Genomic DNA, 25,163 nt, shown 5'->3' with positions numbered 1-25,163 from the left:
AACCTATTTAACCTTTAAAATTTTATGAGCAAATTGAAAATTCTCTTTGCCGCTATCTTGCTATGCATAACACCATACGTGTTTGCTCAAGATGCAAGTAAAGATAACACTGTTACTTTTTATGTAACAAGACATGGTAAAACTATACTGAACACCTTAGTGCAGGCTCAAGGGTGGGCAGACACCCCTCTGACTCCACCCGGAGTAGCTGTGGCCGAGTATTTGGGTATCGGAATGAAAGACGTTCCTCTGAAAGCGGCTTACTCCAGCGACTTGGGTAGAGCCCGTCAAACAGCCCGTATCGTTTTAGAGAAAAAGGGGCAGAAAGACCTTCTTTTACAAGAAGATGAAGGATTGCGCGAAGCTTGTTTTGGTAGTTACGAGGGCAAACCAGATGAGAAAATGTGGGGAGACGCTGCCCTTAGAATCGGACTACGCAACATGAAAGAGTTTTTTGAAGCAATGAAGACCGACAACCAAGTATACATCAATGCCATGCAGGCACTAAAAGATTTGGATGAATTGGGCATGGCTGAGAACTATTACGACGTAAAAAAGAGAGGGCAGGCTGCATTTAAAGCAATTGCAGAAAAAGAAGCAAAATTAGGCGGAGGGAATGTATTAGTTGTCGTTCATGGAATGTTTATCGGGATACTTCTATCAGACTTAGATAGCTCGGGTAAATTTATCCAACCTACCCACCTTGGAAACGCATCTGTAAGCAAGGTAATCTACAAAGATGGTAAATTCACTGTAGAGTCGGTAGGTGATATGAGTTATGTAGAAAAGGGCAAAGCTGCCTCCAATTAGTAAAAAAAAATCGAAACACTAAAACAAACAGAATGAAGACAAATAAATATCTTTTCTTAGCTCTATTTCTTGCATTTACAGGTGTAGGAATGAATGCTCAGGAAAAAAATAAATCGAAAAAAGAAGCTGCCGGCGAGGTCAAAGAAGGCGATCGCAATGTGATGCTTAATGCCGCAAATAATACCGGGCCGCGCGATGTTAATATCGGATTACCGGCTAGTACAGGAGGTACAACAGTGTTAGAGAATGGTATACCAACTGTATTCTTTTATTGGCCCGAACTACCACCACGAGCATGGCGTAATGATGCGTCAATTGCAAAAAGAAAAATGCTTGACTTGGGACAAACTGCCGTTCGTGTTGGAGAAGTGGGCGTATCGTTAAGCACTTTCAACAATCTGGGTACTGATAAATTTCAGGGCAGAGGCTCGTTGAATTCAAACCACTTCGGATTAATGCGTGGAGATATTAATCTTAGCGGACCTATAAACCAAAAAGGACTTAAATTCTCTGTCGGTGCATACGGGAGTTTCGACCCGGGTACATTCAAACCTAAAGGTATTACAAGATATTATAACGACAAGGCTCAGTTGTATAAGGCAGCTTTGACGCAGGAGTACAAGGGAGAAAATATAAAAGGGTCTATAACTGCATTCTACAAGTATGCTAATATCGACAACATTAACAATAAGTATAGTCCATTCCGCTTCGATAGAAATGGAAAGGTCTCAGAACTTGATAATTTTAGGTTAGGTCGAGACTCTTATATCGAACAAAGCGGCGTACTTACGTTGAAAGATGCTTACACAGGGCAAGCTGTAAAAAGAGATCCGGTTAAAGATTATGGAACAGCTTCACATACTTTAGATATTATCGGTAAAAATACACTTTCAAATGGCCTAAACATTGACTACATCCTGCGTTATCGTTATGCAAAAACAGGTATGTATACTGCTGTAATGACAGGAGTTGAGAATGTTTCCAACCTTTCCGGCAAGTTAAATTATGTAGATGACGGAAGTGCCTATGCCGGAGAAAATGTACAAAGTGTAATGAATCTGGCTTCGAGAAGAACTCCGATGAATACATTAATGGGTACAGTAGAAGTAGGAAGAAAATCGGGTAACCACAAATGGTCTGTTGGTATTGATCAGTGGTATTTTGAGACTCATAATTTCCTGACCGAATCATCTCAATATTATCAGGAAGTAGCTCCTAATCCTAGGAAACTAAAACTAATCACCAATACAAATCCAAATGGAGATATGAGGTTAAATGCAAACTATGAGTACTATGATGGCAGCGAAAACAAAACCGCACTGTTCTTCTTAGACAAATGGGATGTATCGAATGTCGTTACTTTAGACTTTGGTGCTCGCCTGCAATACTTCAACTTAAGAGGTAATTATATAAAAAGCGGCGACAGAAAAGATCAAAATGGTAACATACGTTTGATTGGTGATGCACCGAAATCAGATATTAAACACGATTGGTTGACAAAGGCTGTAATGGTAAATGCTGTAATCAAGTTGACAGACAAATTTGGTTTGCTAGGAGAAGCTGTTTACAATGAAGATGGAGCCCACTTGAACAAATATTCATCGGGTAAAGACCCTCAGTTAGAAATTTCAAAAGTTCCTGAGGCGGCAATAGGAGTATTTTACAATCACAAGTTTGTTAGCTTAGTATCAAAGGCAACATACATCAACAGGAATAATTACCGTACCACTGTGAATTTCTCAAATCCGAATAATAGCTCCGATGTTGAAAGAGCGATGACACAATACGATGTACAGACATTAGGATGGACTACGGATGTATTATTTACTCCTGCGAAAAGCTTCAATTTACATTTTCTATTGACATTGCAACAACCAAAATATAAAAACTTCAACGGAGACCTTAAATTCTCCGATGGAACAGTCTCTTCTTACGATTTTGGAGATAAGACAGTGACCGGAGTTCCAAAGGTATTAATAGAGATAGATCCTAGTTATACTTGGAAAGATTTAAGAGTTTGGGCTAGTGCAAGATACTTTAGCAAGCAGTATTTCAACAAACCAAATACACTATACTTTGATGGACGTTGGGAGACATTTGCAGGTGTAAATTACAAAGTCTCTAAAAACTTTGATGTAAGTGCTACTTTCGTAAACTTGCTGAATCAACGTGGTGTTTCGGGCTCTATTCCTGATGCAGACCTGATCGTTACCGATGCAGATGTGAAGAGTAAAGAAGGTACTGTAATGTCGGGTACATACATCCGTCCTTTTACAGCCGAATTTGGAGTGAAGTATAAGTTCTAACTAGTTAAATTATAAAGTTATGAAAACAAGAATTACATTAGCCATTTTAGTTTGTTCTTTAATTTCGCTGAATATATTTGCGCAAGACAAAAAGATAAGAGATAAGAGAACAAACCCTGATTTATATTACTTGGAAGAATCGGAAGTCGCAAATAGTCTGGAACTCTTACCTCCTCCACCCGAAGCCAATAGCATTCTTTTCTTATACGATAAAGCTCAACATGACTGGGGAAAACTGCAAAGAAATACCCCTAGAGGAGAACAGGCTGTGAGTGACGCACAGATAGGAGGCAATGGTGTACCATTGGCTTTTTCTGAGGCTTTTGGAATTGAAATCACCCAAGAACAGACCCCTGAAATATACAAACTAATTATCAATATGCGTGAGGATGCCGGAGACTTGGCTACCCGTCATGCTAAGGTGCATTATATGAGGGTTCGTCCTTTCAGTTTTTACAATGAACAAACTTGCCTACCCGAACATCAACACGCACTGTCAACCAATGGTTCATATCCATCAGGTCATACAGCAATCGGTTGGGCAACGGCACTTGTTTTGGCTGAGATAAATGTTGATAGACAAAATGAAATTTTGAAACGTGGATATGAAATGGGACAAAGCAGAGTTATCTGTGGATACCATTTCCAGAGTGATGTTGATGCTGCCAGATTAGTATCGAGTGCAGTTGTAGCACGCTTACATGCGAATGATGCATTTATGGCACAACTTAAAAAAGCGAAAGATGAATTTGCAACTCTTCAAAAAGCAGGTAAGGTAAAGCCTAGTGATAAGAAGTAAGTTCGAAGAATTGGGTACACGTTCGGTAAAAAGACAATAATACAAATGTGTAACTAAATAAAATTAAATATTTATTACGGAGAGAGGCTACTGTTTTAGTAGCCTCTTTTTGTTGAATCACTAGATAACAATCAACTATAATTAATTTTATTATTTATCTATATACAAACCAATAGAGAAAAAAGAAACAGAAAAGTTACAAATAAAAAGAGTAAAATAACTGTCACTTTTGTCACCTTTTTCATTAAAGAATGTATAGATCAGAATTATTCGAAGTGTATAATAAAAGCAGCCCGATGATAATAAATATCACTCGAGCTGCCTTCTTTATAAATTGGAGTTATAGCCTATCTGTTCAGAAAGACAAAGGGATCAGAAGTTTCAAGCTGAAATTTCGCCCCATGTTATACACCCCTTGCCTGCCTGTCACAGGATTTTCATCGGCATACTTCAATCTGCTCAAATGGTTCTGATAAGCTTTATCTGTCAGATTATTCACAGCGAAGAAAAGTGAAGCTATCGTTTTCCCCTTGTGGACAAAGTCGGTACCTATCGAAGCGTTGAAAAGGGTATAAGCTGGTGTCGGTGTCTCAGTTCTAAAAGCTGAATAAACTTTACTCTGCTTCAAGTTGCTTTCTACACCAAAAGAGATATAGGTATTGTTAAGTAACTTCTTACCGTGACGTATCAGATCGTAACGAATATCAGATATAAGCTTAGGAGCCGGTGTAAACGGAAGATACTTTGTAGAATCAGGCTGGTTTAGCTGTACGGAACTTACATACGAAAATGAGTTCTGAAAATGCAGTTGCTCCACAGGGTGTATATCAACACTGATTTCACCACCCATAATACGAGCATCACCTGATACAAACTGATATGTCTTATAGCCATCGGTAAGCAAGTCTTCCCCATTAGTGTCCAATAATTTATGAGAAAAGATATAGTTATTTATCCTATTGGCAAACAGAGACAGCTCTCCCGAAATAAGCGGAGAGGAGTAACCTAGCCCCCAGTCAGCCTGCCAGCTATTTTCGGCCTTTAGGTCACTGTTTCCTTTCTCATAGCGAATTGTACCTTCGTGAGCACCATTAGATGCAAGCTCACTCATATTTGGAGCACGAAATCCATGTGATACATTCAACTTTGTATTCCATTCGTCCGAAAACTGATAAGTCAATCCTAAACTGGCACTAACACCGGTAAAGTTTCGGGAAAAGGCATGAAACTTTTCTTCAGCATCGGGGCTTGATGGGGTAACAGCCTCTTCTTGTTCATTCAAGAACAATTCTTTAGCCTTATTATAGCGGCGATCGATACGTAATCCGCCGCTAATATCAAGAGCTCCGATATTTTTGCTTACCAATGCAAAAGCTCCTATATCAAACAGGTTATACTCAGGTATCAGAAACTCCGATCCTTTGTTTAACGATCGTTGATACATACCGTTTATGCCTGCTACAAATTTATAACCCGCGATATCAGGCAGCGTATAGCGAATGTCATAGTTTACTGTATGAAGTTGAAAATACAAACCGTAAGTATCAGGTTCTGCAATTTCTTCAAACTCCTGCCTCTTGTTTTGTTGATAACCAATAATTGTTTTCAGATTCCCCTCTCCCACTATAATACTATTATTCAGTACTGCTTTGTAGTGATATATCTGCTGATAAGGCATCTGCTTTCCGTATGATTTGCTATCACTATCAGATGCCACAACTTCAGTTTCTTCTCCGTTTATAATAGCTGGTTTCAGGAATCTTCCGGTTGCTTCGTCTCGCTCACCTTCTACTATTCCGGGGGTCAAGTGATAATAATCCAGGCTAAGATGCGAATAGCCCCAGCTTCGGTTAATACCAAGCAGCCCGGACACAGCCCGTTCTCTAAATCCTGAATTATAGACATAGCCATCGTACTTATTTTTATACGAATGAGCCATTTTATCACTATAACGCCAGTTCCATACGAACCCGCTATTATTGCCCGCTGCATTTACCGAATAGTTGAACAGTCCATTATTAGTCTGATACTCACTCATCAGATTGGCTTTTATTGTTCCCTCGGGCAGGATAGGTTCGGGTAAGAAATTAATAACTCCCGCCAAAGCATCAGAACCGTAAATCAAACTGGCAGGACCTTTCAGTATTTCAACAGAGTTCACGCTTTGTGCATCTATCTCTATACCATGTTCGTCTCCCCACTGTTGCCCCTCTTGACGAATACCGTCATTGACAACCACAACTCGGTTGTACCCTAGTCCTCTTACAACGGGCTTTGATATCCCATTTCCTGTGGTTATCTGAGCTATGCCGGGCTGTTTCGCTATAGCATCTATAATATTCGAAGAGGATTGTTGCATAAGCTCTTTTTTAGAGATATACGATATCGGTGAGGGTGTGCGTTTTATTAGCGAGTTCCCAGTAAGAGCTGTGATGACCACTTCGTTAATCTCCGCATTCGATTCTTTCATTACAAAATCAAGAGTAGAAGTATTTTTAAGGTCAACAGTTTCAACAATTGTTTGATGTCCGACATAATTGACCTGTATAGTTGTTTTTATAGCCGGCAGATTAGCTATACTATAATTTCCGTTTTCATCACTGATTGCTCCCTTTTTCAGTTCGGGAAGGTAGATGCTAACTCCGATAAGTGGAGCGCCATCGATACCGTCAGTTACCTTCCCTGCTAATGTCCTACTATCTATAGGGACATTTGCGAATATAGAAGTAACAGTAAAAAGGAAAAGAATGAATGTATATATTGTTCTCATAATTATATACGAATAGGAACTATTTATCTTGTATACACAATAGAGATAAACAGTTATATAGAGTTAATAAATATATAATATAAAATTGATCTTCGTATCAGGCTTTACCAAATAGGAGAATAATGTTCTAAGCTAAAGAACACTCAAATAAGAAATTAGTTTGTATATGAAGAAATATAGGCAGGAGGACCACGTGTGGATATATCGGAGATGAGTTGGGGTAAGAATATAACCCGATCTGAAATAATAAACGTTGTTACATAAACAGTAATTAGCTGCCTGATATTTCCAAACTTCTGAAGAGTAAAATTGAAAAAAGAAAAAAGGCAGATACTACAATCATGATGTTGGTCGGATAATTCCTGTTGCGATGAGCATGAGGTCTCTGCACAATAGTGGCTATGGTCTGTAAATATAAAGTGAAAAGGCTTCATCAGTATCATACTGACGAAAATACTTACAAACACAATTGCTATTTTCCGATGGGATATCATCTAACTCGATTCCTTGTGACGAGCAAAAGTAGTATTATAAATTAAACTATTACTCGTCCTTTTATTTTAAATAAGAGAGTTAACTTTTATTTGGTAAAAAGATCTGCATTATATTGATATTCTACCAATAAAAAGATCAGAGAGATATCTTATAAATAGAATAATTTAATATTTATCATGTACATTTGTATCTGAAAACTTAATAATAGAACGAATGAGAAATTTGTGTATAACATTGATAATTGTACTTGTAGTTCCTGCCGTATGGTTTTCTTCATGTGCTAAAGTTGATAACTATGAAGGAGCTGGAAAACCGACAGTTTCCGACGTCAGATTCAACGCCAATGATACATTACACCTTCAGGATGGAGAAGTCATAGTTTTGAATGATTCTACTAAAAGAGGTCCATCGCATATTGACACATTAATTATAGGCAAAACACTCTACCTGAATGCCCGTTTTAGAGACAACATTGGTTTATCAAGTTATAGAGTGAAGATGGAAATAAATAGTCAAGCAGGCGAACCATATAAACTTTGGGCTCTTGGAGAAGATATTTTCAGTACAAAAAGACATAAGGTGACAGACACAATAATTATTCGCAATTCTTTGTTTTCGATTCCTTATTATGTTCTTAATAAAGACACTATATATATGAAACAAGGTGAACATGAGATACAAATTGCATATGGAAATATAGCAAACAAAACAGACTCTTCTTACTATAAGGTTTTGCTTCTTTCCAGAGACTCAATACTTTCAATCAGGAAGAAACAAAATATATAATCTGTTTGTTTTATAATCAAAGTAAAATATTTAAACACTAAAATACACTCACAATGAAAAAAAGTACAGTTATTATTATTGTTATTGCAATAGCTGTTGTGATATTTGGCTTGATTGGACTTGTATGGGGTAGCTCCTCCTATAACAGTTTAGTAGCAAAATCTGAAAGTGCCTCTTCTCAATGGGCTCAGGTACAAAACGCATATCAACGTCGTGCCGATCTTATACCAAACCTTGTGGCAACAGTGAAAGGGTATGCTACACACGAACAACAGACACTGACAGAGGTAGTGGAAGCTCGTGCTAAGGCCACACAGATGCAAGTAAATGCAGATCAGTTGACAGAAGAAAATATAAAAAAATATCAGGAAGCTCAAGGACAACTAGGTTCTGCTTTGGGACGATTAATGATGATTACTGAAAATTATCCAGATCTGAAAGCGAATACAAATTTCATACAGCTTCAAGATGAACTCACAGGCACAGAAAACCGTATCTCTACAGAAAGAAATAAATTTAATGAAAGAGTAAAGGAGTATAATACAACTATCCGTATGTTTCCTAAAAATATATTTGCAGGACTTTTCGGCTTCCAAAAGAAAGCTTATTTCGAAGCAGATCAAACTGCACAAACTCCTCCAAAAGTAGATTTCTCTAAATAACAGTATATAAAGACTTGAAATATACATATAAGATATTGTTCCTATTATTGCTTGTGCCGGTATTACTACTGGCACAAGACGATGATTTACCAAACCCCATCACCAGTCCTTCACCCAGACTGGTAAACGATTTCAGTAATACATTTACGAGTGAACAGAGAGAAGACTTGGAAAGGATACTCCTCGCCTATAACGATTCTACTTCAACTCAAATTTATGTGGTTACTGTAGATGATCTAAAAGGTTACGACATCTCTGATTATGCAGCCCGATTGGGACAAAAATGGGGAATCGGACAAAAAGACAAAAACAATGGGGTGCTTATACTTATCAAGCCTCGAATAGGTAATGAAAGAGGTAGAGTATTTATCGCCACAGGATATGGGGTAGAGCATATACTAACCGATGGACGTGTAGGGCGCATCATCGACCAATACATGATCCCTTACCTTCAGAATGGAGATTACTATAATGCAACCAAAGGAGCTATCGGAGCCATAATAAAATATCTATCGGGAGAGTTCCAAGCTGATGAAGATAACGGAGATAAAGGTTCTCTTGTCGGACAAATCTTTATCATATTATTCATCCTCTTTATCTTGTATATTTCGTACCGAAACAATAAGGGAGGTCCATCTTCGGGAGGACGCAACCGTGGAGGCGGTGGCTACTATGGTGGCTGGGGAAGCGGACGATCGGGAGGTGGCTGGAGTAGCGGAGGTGGTTTTGGTGGTGGTGGAGGCGGAAGCTTCGGAGGCGGTGGCGCCGGAAGAGGTTTCTGAAAAATCCTATAAAATATACGCTTATGGCAATCAATATAAGACCTCAGACATTAAAATCACAGATCTTTATACTCGCTACAGGAATCATTCTGGGTATAATGGTGATGTACCTCATTAATACAAAAAAGAATGCTACGGTACAGATATCCCACAATATGGTACTTCAAGAAATAGAAAGTCTAGGCAATCTTGAAGTAACAAAGTATAGTATTCAGGATATGATGAAGTATAAAAAAATCCGAAGATGGCTGCCTAACGCAAAAACTGGACTAATTATATATGGAGAAGTTATATGCTGTGTAGACCTGACCAAACTAAAACCCGAAGACATAACTGTTTCCGAAAAAACAATACATCTACAACTCCCCTCTCCCGAAATATGCCATGTAAAAGTTGATCATTCCAAATCGAGAGTATACGACATGGAATTCGGTCTATGGGAATCAACGGATATAGTTGATGAAGCATACACCTTTGCAGAACAACAGCTCAACGAAAAGGCCAAACAACTGGATATGCTCAGCCAAAGCAGAGACAATGCAGTAAACCTATTGAAACCTATCCTAAAAGCGATGGGATTCGAAGAGGTAGTTATTACATTCAGATCTAAATCGGGCAAAGGATAAATCCCTTTTCATCAACAAACTCTATACCTCATACTTTAATTCTATATCTATTTTATTTAACATTAGAAACGCTCAATTATATTTTATAATATTTAATTTTACACAATCAAATTTAGGGAAACTAAAATAATGAATGATAGTTTAAAATTAAATAATCAATTATGCTTTCCGATATATGCTTTATCGAGACAAGTTACTGCAATATATCGTCCTTATCTCGATAAGATAGGACTCACCTATCCACAGTACCTCGTCATCATGGTTTTATGGGAATATAAAACGGTAACAGTAAAGCAACTAGGCGAATTACTTTGGCTCGACAGCGGAACTCTTACCCCACTCTTGAAAAGGATGGAAGCAAATGGATTCCTTATCCGCAAGCGTTCTTCCGAAGATGAAAGAGTAGTTGATATTCTTATCACAGAAAAAGGTGAAGCTTTGGAGAAAGAAGCAGAATCTATCCCTCCGGCAATGAAGAAAGCATTGGAGATTGGAGATGAGGAATTGGTAACACTTCGGGAGCATCTAAAAAAAATACTGAATATAACGAGTAAATGCAATGCCAAATTGCTATAAATATTTTCTAATTATAATAAAACAACAAAAAACAATATGAGCTTAATAGAATCTTTGGAATGGAGATATGCAACAAAAAAATTTGACTCTTCAAAAAAAGTAGATCAAAAATTAGTCAACGATATTATTGATGCAGCTTGGCTTGCACCTACTTCATCGGGATTACAACCTTTTGAGGTAATAGAAATTACAAATCAGGAATTAAAAGAAAAAATCGTTCCGATTGCATTCAACCAACAACAAATAGCCGATGCATCGCACCTATTGGTGTTTGCCGCATGGGACAATTATACAGCAGAACGCATAGACACAATATACAAACACACTACAGACGGCCGGAAGCAGGACCCCAACCAGTATAAAGATTACACAGATAGACTAAAAAATGCGTATTTACAGCGTCCGGCCGAGTTGAACTTCGAGCATGCAGCGCGTCAGTCATATATTGCATTTGCATTCGCAATGGCAATGGCTGCAGAGCTTAAAGTAGACAGTACTCCAATGGAGGGTTTTGATAATGATGCACTAGATAAATTATTAAATTTGAACGAACGTGGCCTCAAAAGTGTTACAATACTACCATTAGGTTATCGTGACGAAAATAATGACTGGCTCGTAAATCTAAAAAAAGTGCGTCACCCTAAAAAAGATTTTCTTATCGAAATAAAATAATAATATTAACTAACGCTTAAAAACAAAAAATTATGGCAAAAATAACATTTAAAGGATCTCCGGTTAATACCAGTGGACAATTACCAACAGTAGGTTCAGTAGCTCCGGCTTTCACTCTTGTGAAAAAAGATTTATCAGACGTCACATTGAAAGATCTTAAAGGTAAAAATGTAATTCTAAATATTTTCCCAAGTATCGACACCGGAGTATGTGCTGCATCAGTTCGCAAATTTAATAAAGAAGCTGCAAGTCTTCCTAACACTGTTGTATTGGCTATCTCCGCCGACCTTCCATTTGCTGCCGGACGTTTCTGTACAGCAGAAGGTATAGATAATGTAGAACCAGCTTCTGTTTTCAGAAATGCTGAATTTGCAAAAGATTATGGAGTATTAACTGTTGACGGCCCATTGAAAGGTCTTTTGGCTCGTTCGGTAGTAGTACTTGATGCTGATGGAAAGGTGCTATACAATGAATTAGTAGAAGAAACTACAAATGAACCGAACTATGAGGCAGCCTTAAGTGTTCTAAAAAAATAAAAACTAGATAGCTGTAAAGCAATAAGAAGTATTTTTCAATCAAGGCTTTTGCAATATTTGCAGAAGCCTTGTGCTTTTAGTATATACTTGCATTGTTTGTAAATTAAATTTTTATATGAAAGACCTAGTTTTACGATTATACAATATTGCTTTATTGAATTCTCTAAAAGATTGTTACCTTTGCAATACTATTAACGAATAAATACTCCAATGAGAATATCTAAGTAATACGATGGTTGTAACAGCCATTTTGTCAAATCCGGATTATCCGGTACATTTTGGTTAAATCAGTATTCAACTATATCAGACTATCCACAGTCTGCTAAACTTAGATATCATGTAATCCTCTATTTTTAAAGAATAAAAAGTATTAATCGATACTCTTATGTAAGTTGCATTTTGTTCAAACTTTTGAACAAAGTCTTCGACTATCATGGCATATGCCATAAAACACAATTACCTAATTATTTATTTAAAAAATAGGTTTATGAGTATTATCGTAAAACAATTATCATATATACATCGTGATAAAGAGCCCTTATTTCATAATATTAATTTTTCTGTTCCTAAAGGACAAAAAGTATCGTTGATTGGCAGTAACGGATCAGGAAAGTCGACACTCTTAGGTATCATTTCAGGAAGTGTTCAACCATCGGAAGGAGAAGTTATCTATCAGGATGAACGCCCCTATTATGTACCTCAACATTTTGGTCAATACGATCATTACACCGTTGCGGAGGCTTTACAAATCAGTGAGAAATTGAGAGCGCTTCATGCAATATTAGAAGGAAATACAAACACTACTAACTTTACACTCCTCGCAGATGATTGGAATGTAGAAGAACGTGCGTATAGCGCCCTGTCAAAATGGGGTTTACCTCATATTCAGCTATCTGAGATGATGAGAAACCTTAGCGGAGGAGAAAAAACAAAAGTATTTTTAGCTGGAACCTATATCCATTCTCCAGCCAATGTTTTACTGGATGAACCGTCGAACCATTTAGATAAAGCTGGTCGGGCACAATTGTATGATCTTATAAAAAATAGTAGTGCTACTGTAATTGTAGTAAGTCACGATCGCACTTTACTCAATTTGATTGACCTTACGTTTGAACTCACTCGCAATCAGATTGAAGTCTATGGTGGAAACTATGAGTTTTACAAAATACAGAAAGGTGAACAGCAAGAAGCATTACAGTCCCAACTTGAAGAAAAGCAAAAAGAACTTCGCAAAGCCCGAAATATAGCCAAAGAAACAGCAGAAAGAAAACAAAAACGCGATGCACGAGGTAAAAAAGACCTGGGAGATAAAGGTATTCCACGTATCATGCTGAATACTATACGCAACAGAGCAGAGTCAAGTGCAGCAAAGTTGCAAGAGACCCATGCCAATAAAATGGATAATATTGCAGATGAAATGAAACAGTTACGCCAACAGCTACCCGAGAAAAGAGACCTCAAATTAAATTTTGACGATGCGAATCTCCATATCGGGAAAATATTGGTAACCGCCCAAAATATCAATTTTGGCTATAGCGATCAGATGTTATGGAGCAGTCCTCTTGATTTCCAAATTAGAAGTGGAGAAAGGATAGTTATAAAAGGAGAAAATGGAAAGGGGAAAACAACCCTGCTTAAACTTATATTTGGAGATTTAGAACCTAAGCAAGGGCATATTATCCGATCGAATTTTCAGTACTTATACATCGATCAGGATTATTCAATTATAGATAATGAACTTACGGTTTTTGAACAATTACAAAAATTCAATTCATATCATTTGAGTGAAGATGAATTACGCATTTTACTGCATAGATATTTGTTTACATATAATACATGGAACAAGCCATGCAAGATTTTGAGTGGTGGTGAAAAAATGAGGTTGGTATTTTGCTGTATGCAAGTTGATAACAAAGCTCCTGATATGTTTATTCTGGATGAACCGACTAATAATCTAGACATTCAAAGTTTGGATATTGTCACCGATACAATAAAAGATTACAAAGGAACTCTTCTGGTGATATCACACGATGCATACTTTGTAAGAGAGATAGGTATAACAAAAGAAATAGAGCTGAAGGATCATTAAATCCTTCAGCTCCCATCCTCAATAATTCGTTCGATCCTTATTTTACAAAAGAAAAGGCTAAAGCAGCCTGATCTTTAGGAAGTCCTGCCGGAATTGAGACTTCAATTCCTTGTGCTGTTTTCTTCCATTTTACAGTTTTCCCTGTCTGCAAGAATTTTATTTTACTTCCTTTCGCGGGTTCATTACCTTTCCATACAACAGTAGTAGGCAGAGGCTTTCCTTCTTCCAAGCAAACAATAGCATATATCGTTTTGCCATCTTTACTTTGGGTGAACCATGTTTTACCATCATTATAAACAGGAGTAATGCGTGTGTTATATATCGCTTCTCCATTCTTGATTGTCCAATCACCTATTTTCTCCAATCGTTCAACTACCTGATCCGGCAATGTTCCGTCAGGTTTTGGACCGATACCCAATAATAGATTACCTCCTTTAGCTACAATCTCCACTAGGGTATGTATTATAGCAGCCGGTGATTTATACTGATCTGTCGGTACATATCCCCAATCCCAACCAAGGGTAATACAGCTCTCCCAAGGATGATCGAGTTGCGTTTCGGGAATTCCTCTCTCAGGTGTCTGATAATTTTCATTCTCTCCCGGAACAGTACGGTCTACCACCAATATACCGGGCTGATAACGACGTGCCATCGCTGCTATTTTAGGCATATCAATATCTTGTGCTCCTCTATAATTTTTACCGGCACGCTCGGCATCTCCGCTACGAGCAGGACGTACCCAGCCACCATCGAGCCATAATATATCAATATTACCATAGTCGCCGTTCATAAGTTCCTCTATCTGATTATAGGTAAACTCTTTGAACTTGTTCCATCTCCACTTATTTTTTTCAATATCGTAATTATTATTACGGTTGGGAGTCGGGTATCTATCCCACCAATAATATTGAGAATGCCAGTCGGGTTTTGAATAGTAAGCCCCTATCATATAACCTTCGCTACGAAATGCATTAAACACTTCTTTAGCAATATTACTACGTGGGTCATTCTTAAATGCACCCTTCGTTACCGAAAAATCAGATTGCTTTGTATCGAACAGGTTAAAGCCATCGTGGTGCTTTGTTGTGAAAACAACATAATTCATCCCTGCCTTTTTTCCATACTTAGCCCAAGAAGCCGGATCTAGTTTTTCAGGTTTAAAGCTATTTATCGTATTCCAATAATTTCGTTTATAGGCATCATAAGTAATTGTAGAATCTCGAGGGATCCAATCTTCTTCTTCACCACAAATAGACCATGATTCTACAATTCCCAACTGAGAATATAATCCGTAGTGAATAAGCATTCCAAACTTTTGGTCTTGCCACTTGTCGAGTTTGTCCAATACTTTTTCATCCTTAGGCCATGTATACGACTCCGACCTGCCATGAGCAAAAGTTTGGGCAAATGTATTTGACGTTATCAATATCGACAACAATAAAAGAGTAATGATTTTTCTATTCATGCTATATTGGGATTTTAAATTAATGAAGGACATTTTTTTTAAATTTCTTCTGTTTCGTTATACAGAAAGTTTACAAAGGCACAAAATTAATAAATTGTGAGAAGTTATAATTATAGATGAATAGCGCGACATAAAATTTATGAAATATTTCATAAATTTTATAAAAATACACTATATTTACATTCTTTTATTCATGTTTATCCTTAGATATATAAGGTATTTAAATACATCAACTTAAATCTATATGCAGAAGAAGACTTGTAAGAAAACTATCTTATTTATATTAATTTCCATTGCAACTTTATCATGTTATTCTCAAGAAAATTATTTAAAAACAGTAGATCACACATCTTACGACATTAATTTATCAGATGAAGGCGACGTATCGAATGCGAAATTTTGCACTGTTATCGAAAAAAATAAAACAACACACTATTCTCCATATGAAGTATCTGAATATGCATTAAAAAATGGCAAAAAATATAAAGCAAAAGATATTCAGCTGAACGACTCCACCATAAGAGTATTTCTTCAAGTAGTAACAGAAGGTAATATTGCCTTCTATTATTATAAAGGAGAAAAAAAGGAGAGATTTTTCGTCGAAAAAAATGGCGAATTGAAAGACTTCCCAGAATTTGACAACACAGGAAAATCTGTTTTCAGAGAAAATCTATCGACAATAACAAGTGCTTGCAGCGAATTAACAAACGTAATTAAACAATCCAGATATAACCAGACTTCAATCAAAGGTGTAATGAAGAGATATGAGATATGTAGCTCTGACCCTATATTATACGTAAGATATGGAATAACTGCAGGCTATAATTTCGAAAAACTAAGAATGACTTCTAATGCAAGCAATAACTTAAAATTTTTAAATTACAAATATGAAGGTGCGTTCTCTATAGGTGGATTCATTAATATACCAATCTCTTTAACTGATTTTTCCTTCCATGTTGAGGCTTATTATTCCAAACACAGCTATTCTTACTCATCTAGTAATGCGATGGGTGATATTGACTATATTGCAAATATGCACACATTAAGTGTTCCTCTTCTTTTCAGATATACTCTTCCTTTAAATAAAGTATGCCCTTATATAAATGCAGGTCTAATATATTCATATAACTTCAAGTGGAATAACTCTTTATTTAATTCAACAATAACAGATAATACAATAACAATCGATAAGATAGATCATCCAATAATAGATAGCCACCAAATAGGTTACAATATAGGAGCAGGTTTAGAGTATAAATTGAATTATAAAAATTCATTATTCTTTGATATAAGGTATTCTGATAATTTCACTTCATCTAGCTCTAACTATTTTAATAAATCTACAATTTATTTTTCAACAAGTATAAACCTATGAAATATATATTAATTATACTTTTACTAATCATATCAGTTGTTTTTAACACAAGTTGTGTGGACGACGCAGAACTACCTGAAAAAGACTATCCATTCGTTGAAACCAAAGACGCTGTAGTTACCTCTACAAATGTTACCCTTGTAGGAAAATTAACGCAAAAAGGAAGAGACAAAATTATTGACTACGGATTTATATTTATAAATGACAGTAAAGAAATAAAATATAGTATTTATGAAACAAATGAAATAGACGACTTCGAAAAAATAATAAACACTGATTTAAAAAAGAATACAACCTACACTTACAAGGCCTACATAAAAACAGAAAAATATTTAATATTAGGAAAAGCTGTTACCTTTACAGCCTTAGGGAGTGAACCTCCTGTTGTAGAAAATATTAATCCCAATAGAGGTTTTGATGGAACAGAGGTCAAAATATCCGGTAAATATTTTGGATCAGAGAAAGATAAACGTCATATATATATTAATGACAGAGAAGTAAACATCACTGAATCCGGAGAGAATTATATATCTTTTACAATACCTCCCTCTTCTTTTGTTGGTGATGCAGTAATCCGGATTGTTGCCGGAGAAAATGAAACGAATACTACATTCACGGTTATTGGCCCCGAAATTGAGTCGATTACTCCACTCACAGGACATGCTGGTAGTTATATTGTAGTTTCTGGAAAAAACCTCACAGAGAATGGAGATCAGACGATGATATATTTTGGTAGTTATTTAGGTCTAATATTGCAAAAAAATATTGGAGCTAACGCGCAAACGACTTTTACAGTAGCGATTCCTCCTGCTGACAATGTACTATCAGAAGTATCATCACCAATAAAATTACAAAATGGAGAAAAAATTGTCGAATATAAAAATACATTACTGACTAAATCATCGTGGAAAAGTCATACTTCGGAATATTTTGGATCGGACTATAAATATGATGGATTTTCGTATAACAATAAAGGTTATGTAATGGAAGTGGAATCAATGGAGTTTCATGAATACAATCCTGTTGCTGACAAATGGACAACAATAAAACCTATATCCAATAAACCAGATTTTTATTATAATAGCTTATTAATTCCTTCTGGTGACAAGTTTTATAAAGTTGGAGGTTTAAATTTATTAGAATTAAACGATGACTTATGGTATTTTAAAATATCCGACAAGACATGGAATAAAAAAAACAAACTCCCTTTTGTGTTCCAATCTGCAAAATCCTTTAAACTAAATAATAAAACATATATAATAACAGACAGAAAAGAATTATGGTTATGTGACTTTGATAATGAAAAATATTCTAAATTAAACAATTTTCCTTCTGATATAGATATATTCCTTTTAGCTACATTTGTTACCGATAACACTGCATATCTGACGACTTATGGTAAAACATGGAAGTACAATATACAATCTGACACTTGGAGCGAAATGGCTTCATACCCTTATACTTTTGGACTATACTATTCTTGCATGAATGCTTTTACATACAAAGGCAATGGCTATATCCAACTAGGAAGAAACATCTACAAGTATGATTCATCTTATAATTATTGGGTTTTAGCATCATATTATCCTGACAGCAGAGCATATGACCGTGAGGCAACTTTTACTATAAATGGTAGACCTTATTTATTTACGACATATGATCCTTTTATTACCGAAACATCTATGTTTGAATATCATACTGAATAAACTTATCATAAATTTAGGCTTTTCATCTTCTCTGCCAATGCTTCAGCACATCGTTCACCATCCATTGCAGCAGAGACAATGCCTCCGGCATACCCAGCTCCTTCCCCACATGGGTAAAGCCCATCTATTTCTATATGCTGCATCGTTTCACGATCTCGGATAATACGTACCGGAGAAGATGTACGGCTTTCTACCGCCAGAAGTATTGCATCATTTGTCAAATATCCTTTATAGCTCTGCCCCACCTTTTTGAAGGCTTCTTGCAAGCGCGATGCAACAAATCTCGGCATCCATTCGTGCATCGAAGAAGACACAACTCCGGGAGCATATGATGTTTCGGGCAAAGTAGAGCTCTTCTTTCCGTTTACAAAATCATACAATCGTTGTGCCGGAGCCACCTGAGTCTTTCCTCCGTGTACCCATGCCGATTCTTCCAGATCTTCTACAAACTTGAGCAAAGCCAATTCATTATATTTTTCATACTCAGGAAAATCTTCAGGATGGATCTCAACCACTACACCTGAGTTAGACCAACGAGAGCCACGGTTAGATGGAGACATACCATTCACTACAACCTGTTTGGGTCCACTTGCCGATGGTACGATTGTTCCTCCCGGACACATACAAAATGAGTATACACCTCGCCCTCCTGCCTGAACTACAAAGCTATATTCTGCAGCAGGCAAATATTCTCCTCGTCCTTCTTCACAATGATATTGTATTTGATCGATCAGATGAGAGGGATGTTCTACTCTAAATCCAACAGCCAACCCCTTGGCTTCTATTTTTATTTTCTGGTCGTACAGCATATAATAAACATCTCGGGCTGAATGTCCTGTTGCTAAAATAACCTGACCATGAAAAACTTTTCCTATATTAGTTTCTATTCCTTTTACACTACCGTCTTCTATAATCAGCTTATCCATGCGTGTTTGGAAATGGACCTCTCCGCCTGACAATATGATTTGCACACGCATTTTTTCTATTATGCCCGGTAGTTTATCTGTACCAATATGCGGATGTGCATCAACAAGCACAGATGCATCTGCACCATGCTGGCAAAAAACATTCAGAATTTTTTCTACATTACCACGCTTCTTACTTCGGGTATAAAGTTTTCCATCCGAATATGCCCCTGCTCCCCCCTCACCAAAACAATAGTTGGACTCTGGATTCACGACATGCTCACGATTCATCAGTGCTGTATCACGTTTACGATCACGAACATTTTTACCTCGCTCTACTACTATGGGGCGAATGCCCAGCTCTATAAGGCGTAATGCCGCAAACAGACCTGCCGGCCCTGCTCCTACGACAATTGCCTGCGGGCAATGTTTTACATTGGGGTAATAAGTAGTTTGGAAATCCGGATCATTTTGGTCTTCATTAATGTAGCCTCTTACTTTGAGGTTCACGAAAATATTTCGTTGGCGGGCATCAATGGATCGACGAAGAATACGAACCGAATTTATATCTCTTAATGGAATACTTGTCTGGGATGAATAGATGCGTCTGACTTTCTCGATATCTGACGCCTGCTCTGGCGTAATGCGTAAGTCTATATCTTTTTGCATGATTAAATGTAATTGAAGGACAAAGATAAAATATTTAGAGCATAAAGAAAAGCACAAGTATCACTACTTATGCTTTTGTGCCATCAGTTACATTCACAATATTTATTCTAAATAAATTATCGCCAAATCTTTTTCATCACAGAATACATGACAAGCATCTGTATAAACTTTAATAGTCTTTTTAAACAGCTCCTTATCTTTTTTATATCCGACAAAGTCAACCTCCCCAATAAATTTGGTTTCATTCCACTTCGTTGGCTTCACAAAGTCAGGAAAATGCCTATCGAATCCGTCGCCTACAAAAAGATAGGTTCCCTGCTTCTGACAATACTGAAAAAATGTATCATTAAAATCCTTGAAGACACTGACGTTCTTCAATCCTTCCTTTGTTGCGATAAAAGACTTTACACTATCCAGCACATAAGGGCTCCCATCTTTATGCTTAACTCCGACACCAATCATACGCATCTCGTCTGTACAGTAAACAATATTATCATCAGCTTTATTATCAGAACACGATACGAATAGAAAAGATAAGAATAAAAACAAAATAAAGTTTTTCATAGTTATAGCAGATTAGTATCTATATTATTATAGATGAATAGAGAAGGGTAAAAGCTGCATGAGAATATTTTTATCCTACGTTCCGGTCTCTTTTTTTCACACGAACAGCATCTCCGGCATCGGGAGTTAACTTAGTGAAACCGTATAGAGAAACAACACCGAGTATTGCTACAAAGATGAAAGCCAAACGAAAATCTGCAACAGTATAATGTTCAGAATATCCGTTTATCATATTAGAGAATCTCAGGAATACTGCACCCATTGCAATCCCCATTCCTGTAGACATTTGTTGCACGGTACTGTATAATGTGTTAGCCGCAGTCATCTGCTGCTGTGGTATTTCGGCAAAGGCCAAAGTTGTAATAGCACTAAACTGCATGGAACGAAACATACCCGACAGAAACATTACAACAACAATCAATACGACAGGAGTAGTTGGTAAAAGCAATGCTGTGAAAAAAGAAAATAAAGCGACTAGAAAACCATTCACAACTAGCACTGTTCGGAAATTATAATGACGCATCACCCATATAGTCGCGGGTTTCATTGCCAAATTGCCTGCCATAGTAGCAAGAAACAATGATCCTGATTCAAATGGATTTAGCCCAAATCCTTCCTGAAACATCAATGGTATAAGATATGGTGCCACCCCTATCACCATACGAGAAATAGAACCTGTAAATATAGTTACCTTATAGGTAGGGATTCGTACAACAGAATAGTCTATCAGAGGATTTGATATATGTTTCGAATAGCGAACATTAAACAGGAGCAAACAGATACTAACCAGTATAAGTAGTACAGATACATAGTACGGCACCTCCCTACGGCTAAGTAGTTCCACTCCATACATAAACCCGACTAAGGCTGAACCACTGAGCACAAATCCTACTAAATCGAACCGCTTTTTAGGAGAGTTGCTCTTCTCTTCTTCAGGAATAAAACGCCAGCCAAGAATCACACATATTATGCTAATAGGGATATTGAGGTAAAAAATCCAATGCCAGGTCCAATAAGTCGTAAGATACCCTCCTACTACCGGCCCTAAAATAGGTGCAACAAGCGCAGGCCATACAATGTATGCCATTGCCGTCACCAATTTGTCTTTCGTTACCGACTTTAATACAGCAAGCCTTCCCACAGGAGTCATCATTGCACCTGCCATACCTTGAAATATTCTGAATATAACAAACTGTGTCAATGTCTGAGACATACCACATAAAGCTGAAGCTGTGATAAATAAAACGATGGATGTACAAAAAACTCTACGTGTGCCATACCTATCGGCAATCCAACCACTTACAGGAATAAAGATAGCTAATGCAATCAGATAGGAAGTAATACCCGCACTGAGATGTACAACATCTGTATTGAAAGACCGAGCCATAGCGGGAATGGCAGTATTTACGGCAGTGGTATCAAGCCCTTGCATAAAAAAAGCAATGGCAACAACTAATGATACGGTATAGGTCTTATCGATTTTCATCGGCGAAGAGTTACTCTGTAAAACGAATGCAAAGTTAGTTTTTTTAGTAACTATCAGCTAAGGAGTAAATAAAAAGAGTAGAACACCAAACACACAATGAACTAATAATCAACAACTAAAAAGCGACAAATAAAAATAAATTTATGATCCCTTAACTTTCCTCGGCAGTAGTTAGCGTCTCTTTGGTAAAAGGTATTCTTTCTTTCAATGGTTCTTTTCTATATGAGCAGTCCTTAACCCGACAAACCGAGCAATATTTCTCGAGGCACGAATCGGAGTGTATAGATATCAATGTATGCTGAGGGAATAACTTGATAAGACTTAATCTTAATTCTTCGCAAGAAGAGTGTCCCTGATCTATATTATAATACCATGGCAGAGTGAGATCACAATCTATAAAAAAGTCGCTTCCTGATTTTAACACCTTCAGATTGTGAATATCAATCCAATCATCCTTTCTATTTTCATTTATCGATTTGGTTATTTTCTCCAATGCAACAATATCTGCCGTATCAATCAGATTTTGTATCGTTTTTCGCAAAATACCTATTCCTGTAAAAACAATTATTCCACCAAAAATAATTGCAAGCGCACTATCAATCCATACCAAACCGGTGAAATAAAGTATCAACAAACCTGCAACAAGCCCAATAGTAGAATATGTATCCGATTGGAGATGCTTTCCTCCTGCAACAAGTGCTATAGAATCATATTTCTTCCCCTGATGAATACTATAATATCCAAGAATATAATTTACAATACCGGCAGCGGCAATAACAACAATACCAATATCCAGCTTTTCTATTACAGAAGGGGTAAACAATCTTGCAATACCTTCATAGATAATCAACCCTCCTGCCAGAATGATTAATATTCCTTCTATCGAAGCTGATATTAATTCTATTTTACCATGCCCGAACGGATGATCCTGATCTTTGGGTTTGGCTGCTTTATGTATGGCATACAGGCTGATAAAACCGGCAACTATATTTACAATACTTTCCATTGCATCGGTAAGAATCCCAACAGAATTAGTCAAAACGTAGGCTGTAAATTTACCTATCATCAGAATAATACCACAAGCAACAACAAGAGTTTGTACTCTTTGTTTTATTTTATCCGGATTTGTTTTCATTATTAAAGCTAAGATAAAGAGCCTAATCAAGAGAGCCCTCTGAAATGTTTGAATTTAAGTTCAAATATACCTTTTTTTTCTAAAACCAGAACAAAACAATCCTAAGACTTAAGAAGTATTATAACTTATGTTCGTACATAAAAATAACTGAAAAAACTTTATCTTTGATTCTCAAACTAATTAAGGTATGAACTGGCAACAACTGCTTTCCGCAAAACGATTCGGTATGGAAGAATACCATGATGATAAACATCATGATAGAACTGATTTTCAAAGAGATTATGACAGGCTAATCTTTTCAGCACCTTTCCGCCGTTTGCAAAACAAAACACAAGTTTTTCCTCTTCCGGGTAGTATATTTGTGCATAACAGGCTCACCCATAGCATCGAGGTTTCATGTGTAGGACGCTCTTTAGGTGTTATTGTCGGTAAAGAACTAAGAAAAAAGTATCCAAATTCGCCGGCCGATTTCGAAGAAATAAACTCTATCATTGCTGCCGGTTGCCTTGCTCACGATCTGGGTAATCCCCCTTTCGGCCATTCAGGTGAAACAGCCATCACGAGCTATTTCTCTGAAGACAAAGGTATGCGGCTAAAGGAAAAAATAATAAAAGAAGGTGGACGTTGGGAAGATTTTATCAACTTTGAAGGCAATGCGAACTCAATACGTCTGCTTATACATCAGTTTAATGGCAGACGAAGAGGCGGTTTTGTTATGACCTACTCTATGCTAGCTTCAATAGTTAAGTACCCCTACTCTTCCATCGCTGCAAATGGAGCCGGCAAATTCGGTTTTTTCGAAGCGGAGGAAAAAGATTTCAGAAGAATAGCAAACGAATTGGGCATGCACTGCATTCAAGAAGATCCGTTAAAATACGCCAGACATCCCTTAGTATATCTCGTAGAGGCTGCCGATGATATTTGTTATAAAATAATGGATTTAGAAGATGCTCACAAGTTAGGACTATTAACTACTGAGCAAACAATAGAGCTCTTCTTAAATTTCTTTCCGGAAGAAAAACAGAGAAAAATGCAGAAAACGCTCCAGGTAGTCAGCGATATTAATGAGCAAATTGCATATCTTCGCTCAAGCGTTATCGGTTTACTTGTAGATGAATGCTCTAATGTATTTCTGGAAAACGAACAGAGTATCCTGGATGGTGGGTTTGAAAAACCATTAATAAAATGTATTTCTCCATTACCCAATAATGCTTACCAAATAGCTACAGATGTTAGCTATAAAAAAATATATAAAACAAAAGATGTAGTAGATATAGAACTGGCCGGGCATCGGATTATTGGATTCCTTCTCGACACATTTATATCGGCTGTGGAAGAGCCTAATGCAAAATATTCAAAATTGATTCTTAGCCGTATACCGGAACAATATGAAAAAGACGCACCAACATTATATCAAAGAATTCTTGCCGTTTTAGACTTTGTATCAGGTATGACAGACGTATACGCCCTCGACTTGTACAGAAAAATCACAGGAATGAGTTTACCAACTGTTTAACATCTCTGATTTTATCGTTAATAAAGATTAACAACAACATAACCAAATAACCAACAACACTTTAATAAACAAGAAAAGGGATAAAACAGAGCAAAATAAAATAAAAAATTGCAATATGAATTATAAATAATATATTTGTACCAACAAACGGATACAACTTTTTAAACTACAGCAATAATCAATTACATTGCTATAAAAAATATTGATTTTAACAGAATTAAGAAATATAGCATTTTGTATCATATTGTCATATATTCACGCAAAACATGAAATTTCAGTTGTATTCATCCGAAAAGCCCGGAATGAGGAGTTATGCAAACGAATGAGATCTATAGCCCTGTCGCCCAGAATCATTATTTTGCACGTATGAATTATAAAAAACGAAAACGAACATTCTACCCGGAAGGATTGTGTTAAGTAATTATTGGTAATA

Annotated in this window: 21 protein-coding genes; 14 read left to right on the top strand and 7 right to left on the bottom strand. The window is 36.8% G+C overall.

The features are described from left to right. Positions 1–24: 24 nt before the first annotated feature. Genes E4T88_RS09380 through E4T88_RS09370 form a run of 3 tightly spaced genes read left to right on the top strand, consistent with a single transcriptional unit; the run spans position 25 to position 3,915 of the window. The gene (locus tag E4T88_RS09380; protein ID WP_135105178.1) at positions 25–810 is read left to right on the top strand and encodes a histidine phosphatase family protein; all 786 of its coding nucleotides are present in this window, start codon (positions 25–27) and stop codon (positions 808–810) included. A gap of 32 nt (positions 811–842) precedes the next feature. Continuing rightward, positions 843–3,116, top strand: a complete 2,274-nt coding sequence (locus tag E4T88_RS09375) for a TonB-dependent receptor (protein WP_135105177.1) — start codon at positions 843–845, stop codon at positions 3,114–3,116. 19 nt (positions 3,117–3,135) lie between these two features. Beyond that, positions 3,136–3,915 (top strand): acid phosphatase, encoded by a 780-nt coding sequence (locus E4T88_RS09370; RefSeq protein WP_135105176.1) that lies wholly within the window; start codon positions 3,136–3,138, stop codon positions 3,913–3,915. 355 nt (positions 3,916–4,270) lie between these two features. On the opposite strand, the gene E4T88_RS09365 is transcribed toward E4T88_RS09370, so the two are convergent. Together E4T88_RS09365 and E4T88_RS09360 are read right to left on the bottom strand one after the other, a co-directional pair. Next, positions 4,271–6,685 (bottom strand): TonB-dependent receptor, encoded by a 2,415-nt coding sequence (locus E4T88_RS09365; protein ID WP_135105175.1) that lies wholly within the window; start codon positions 6,683–6,685, stop codon positions 4,271–4,273. 155 nt (positions 6,686–6,840) lie between these two features. Beyond that, a complete protein-coding gene (locus E4T88_RS09360; RefSeq protein ID WP_135105174.1) occupies positions 6,841–7,119 on the bottom strand; it encodes a hypothetical protein in 279 nt (92 codons plus the stop codon). Positions 7,120–7,393: 274 nt separating this feature from the next. Here E4T88_RS09360 and E4T88_RS09355 point away from each other — a divergent pair, with 274 nt between their 5' ends. The 8 genes from E4T88_RS09355 to E4T88_RS09320 all read left to right on the top strand — a co-directional run bounded on the left by E4T88_RS09355 (position 7,394) and on the right by E4T88_RS09320 (position 13,909). Further along, positions 7,394–7,966 carry a hypothetical protein gene (locus E4T88_RS09355; RefSeq protein ID WP_135105173.1) on the top strand — a complete coding sequence of 191 codons (573 nt, stop codon included), beginning with the start codon at positions 7,394–7,396 and terminating at the stop codon, positions 7,964–7,966. 53 nt (positions 7,967–8,019) lie between these two features. Next, positions 8,020–8,628, top strand: a complete 609-nt coding sequence (locus E4T88_RS09350; protein ID WP_135105172.1) for a LemA family protein — start codon at positions 8,020–8,022, stop codon at positions 8,626–8,628. Positions 8,629–8,642: 14 nt separating this feature from the next. Then, on the top strand, positions 8,643–9,410 hold the full coding sequence (locus E4T88_RS09345) for a TPM domain-containing protein (protein ID WP_135105171.1): 768 nt from the start codon (positions 8,643–8,645) through the stop codon (positions 9,408–9,410). Between the two features lie 23 nt (positions 9,411–9,433). Next, complete coding sequence (locus E4T88_RS09340; protein ID WP_135105170.1) at positions 9,434–10,036, top strand: DUF4230 domain-containing protein; 603 nt, start codon at positions 9,434–9,436, stop codon at positions 10,034–10,036. Positions 10,037–10,165: 129 nt separating this feature from the next. Next, complete coding sequence (locus tag E4T88_RS09335) at positions 10,166–10,612, top strand: MarR family winged helix-turn-helix transcriptional regulator (protein ID WP_006842889.1); 447 nt, start codon at positions 10,166–10,168, stop codon at positions 10,610–10,612. 36 nt (positions 10,613–10,648) lie between these two features. Further along, positions 10,649–11,284, top strand: a complete 636-nt coding sequence (locus E4T88_RS09330) for a nitroreductase family protein (protein WP_135105169.1) — start codon at positions 10,649–10,651, stop codon at positions 11,282–11,284. A gap of 32 nt (positions 11,285–11,316) precedes the next feature. Continuing rightward, positions 11,317–11,820, top strand: coding sequence for a thiol peroxidase (gene tpx / locus E4T88_RS09325; RefSeq protein WP_135105168.1), 504 nt, complete (start codon positions 11,317–11,319; stop codon positions 11,818–11,820). 487 nt (positions 11,821–12,307) lie between these two features. Next, on the top strand, positions 12,308–13,909 hold the full coding sequence (locus tag E4T88_RS09320; RefSeq protein ID WP_135105167.1) for an ABC-F family ATP-binding cassette domain-containing protein: 1,602 nt from the start codon (positions 12,308–12,310) through the stop codon (positions 13,907–13,909). A gap of 37 nt (positions 13,910–13,946) precedes the next feature. Here the strand turns inward: E4T88_RS09320 and E4T88_RS09315 are convergent, their stop codons facing one another. Next, on the bottom strand, positions 13,947–15,374 hold the full coding sequence (locus E4T88_RS09315; RefSeq protein WP_135105166.1) for an alpha-L-fucosidase: 1,428 nt from the start codon (positions 15,372–15,374) through the stop codon (positions 13,947–13,949). 244 nt (positions 15,375–15,618) lie between these two features. Between E4T88_RS09315 and E4T88_RS09310 the strand changes: the two genes are divergently transcribed. Together E4T88_RS09310 and E4T88_RS09305 are read left to right on the top strand one after the other, a co-directional pair. Next, positions 15,619–16,749, top strand: a complete 1,131-nt coding sequence (locus tag E4T88_RS09310; RefSeq protein WP_135105165.1) for a porin family protein — start codon at positions 15,619–15,621, stop codon at positions 16,747–16,749. Continuing rightward, positions 16,746–18,455, top strand: coding sequence for an IPT/TIG domain-containing protein (locus E4T88_RS09305; protein WP_135105164.1), 1,710 nt, complete (start codon positions 16,746–16,748; stop codon positions 18,453–18,455). Before E4T88_RS09310 ends, E4T88_RS09305 begins: the two co-directional genes overlap by 4 nt. Positions 18,456–18,460: 5 nt before the next feature. Here E4T88_RS09305 and E4T88_RS09300 read toward each other — a convergent pair whose 3' ends face one another. The 4 genes from E4T88_RS09300 to E4T88_RS09285 form a co-directional block, all read right to left on the bottom strand. Further along, the gene (locus tag E4T88_RS09300; RefSeq protein ID WP_135105163.1) at positions 18,461–20,029 is read right to left on the bottom strand and encodes an NAD(P)/FAD-dependent oxidoreductase; all 1,569 of its coding nucleotides are present in this window, start codon (positions 20,027–20,029) and stop codon (positions 18,461–18,463) included. A gap of 102 nt (positions 20,030–20,131) precedes the next feature. Next, entirely contained in the window at positions 20,132–20,593 is a 462-nt protein-coding gene (locus E4T88_RS09295; protein ID WP_135105162.1) for a hypothetical protein, read from the bottom strand. A gap of 70 nt (positions 20,594–20,663) precedes the next feature. Continuing rightward, positions 20,664–22,079: a DHA2 family efflux MFS transporter permease subunit gene (locus tag E4T88_RS09290; protein ID WP_135105161.1), complete on the bottom strand. Its 1,416-nt coding sequence runs from the start codon at positions 22,077–22,079 to the stop codon at positions 20,664–20,666. Between the two features lie 151 nt (positions 22,080–22,230). After that, positions 22,231–23,214 carry a cation diffusion facilitator family transporter gene (locus E4T88_RS09285; RefSeq protein ID WP_135105160.1) on the bottom strand — a complete coding sequence of 328 codons (984 nt, stop codon included), beginning with the start codon at positions 23,212–23,214 and terminating at the stop codon, positions 22,231–22,233. Between the two features lie 187 nt (positions 23,215–23,401). Between E4T88_RS09285 and E4T88_RS09280 the strand changes: the two genes are divergently transcribed. Then, positions 23,402–24,730 carry a deoxyguanosinetriphosphate triphosphohydrolase gene (locus tag E4T88_RS09280; RefSeq protein ID WP_135105159.1) on the top strand — a complete coding sequence of 443 codons (1,329 nt, stop codon included), beginning with the start codon at positions 23,402–23,404 and terminating at the stop codon, positions 24,728–24,730. Positions 24,731–25,163: the final 433 nt, after the last annotated feature.

Source organism: Dysgonomonas mossii (genome assembly GCF_004569505.1).
Classification (GTDB): domain Bacteria; phylum Bacteroidota; class Bacteroidia; order Bacteroidales; family Dysgonomonadaceae; genus Dysgonomonas.
Note: the sequence above shows the minus strand (reverse complement) of the source record. Positions and strands in the feature narration are given on the sequence as shown.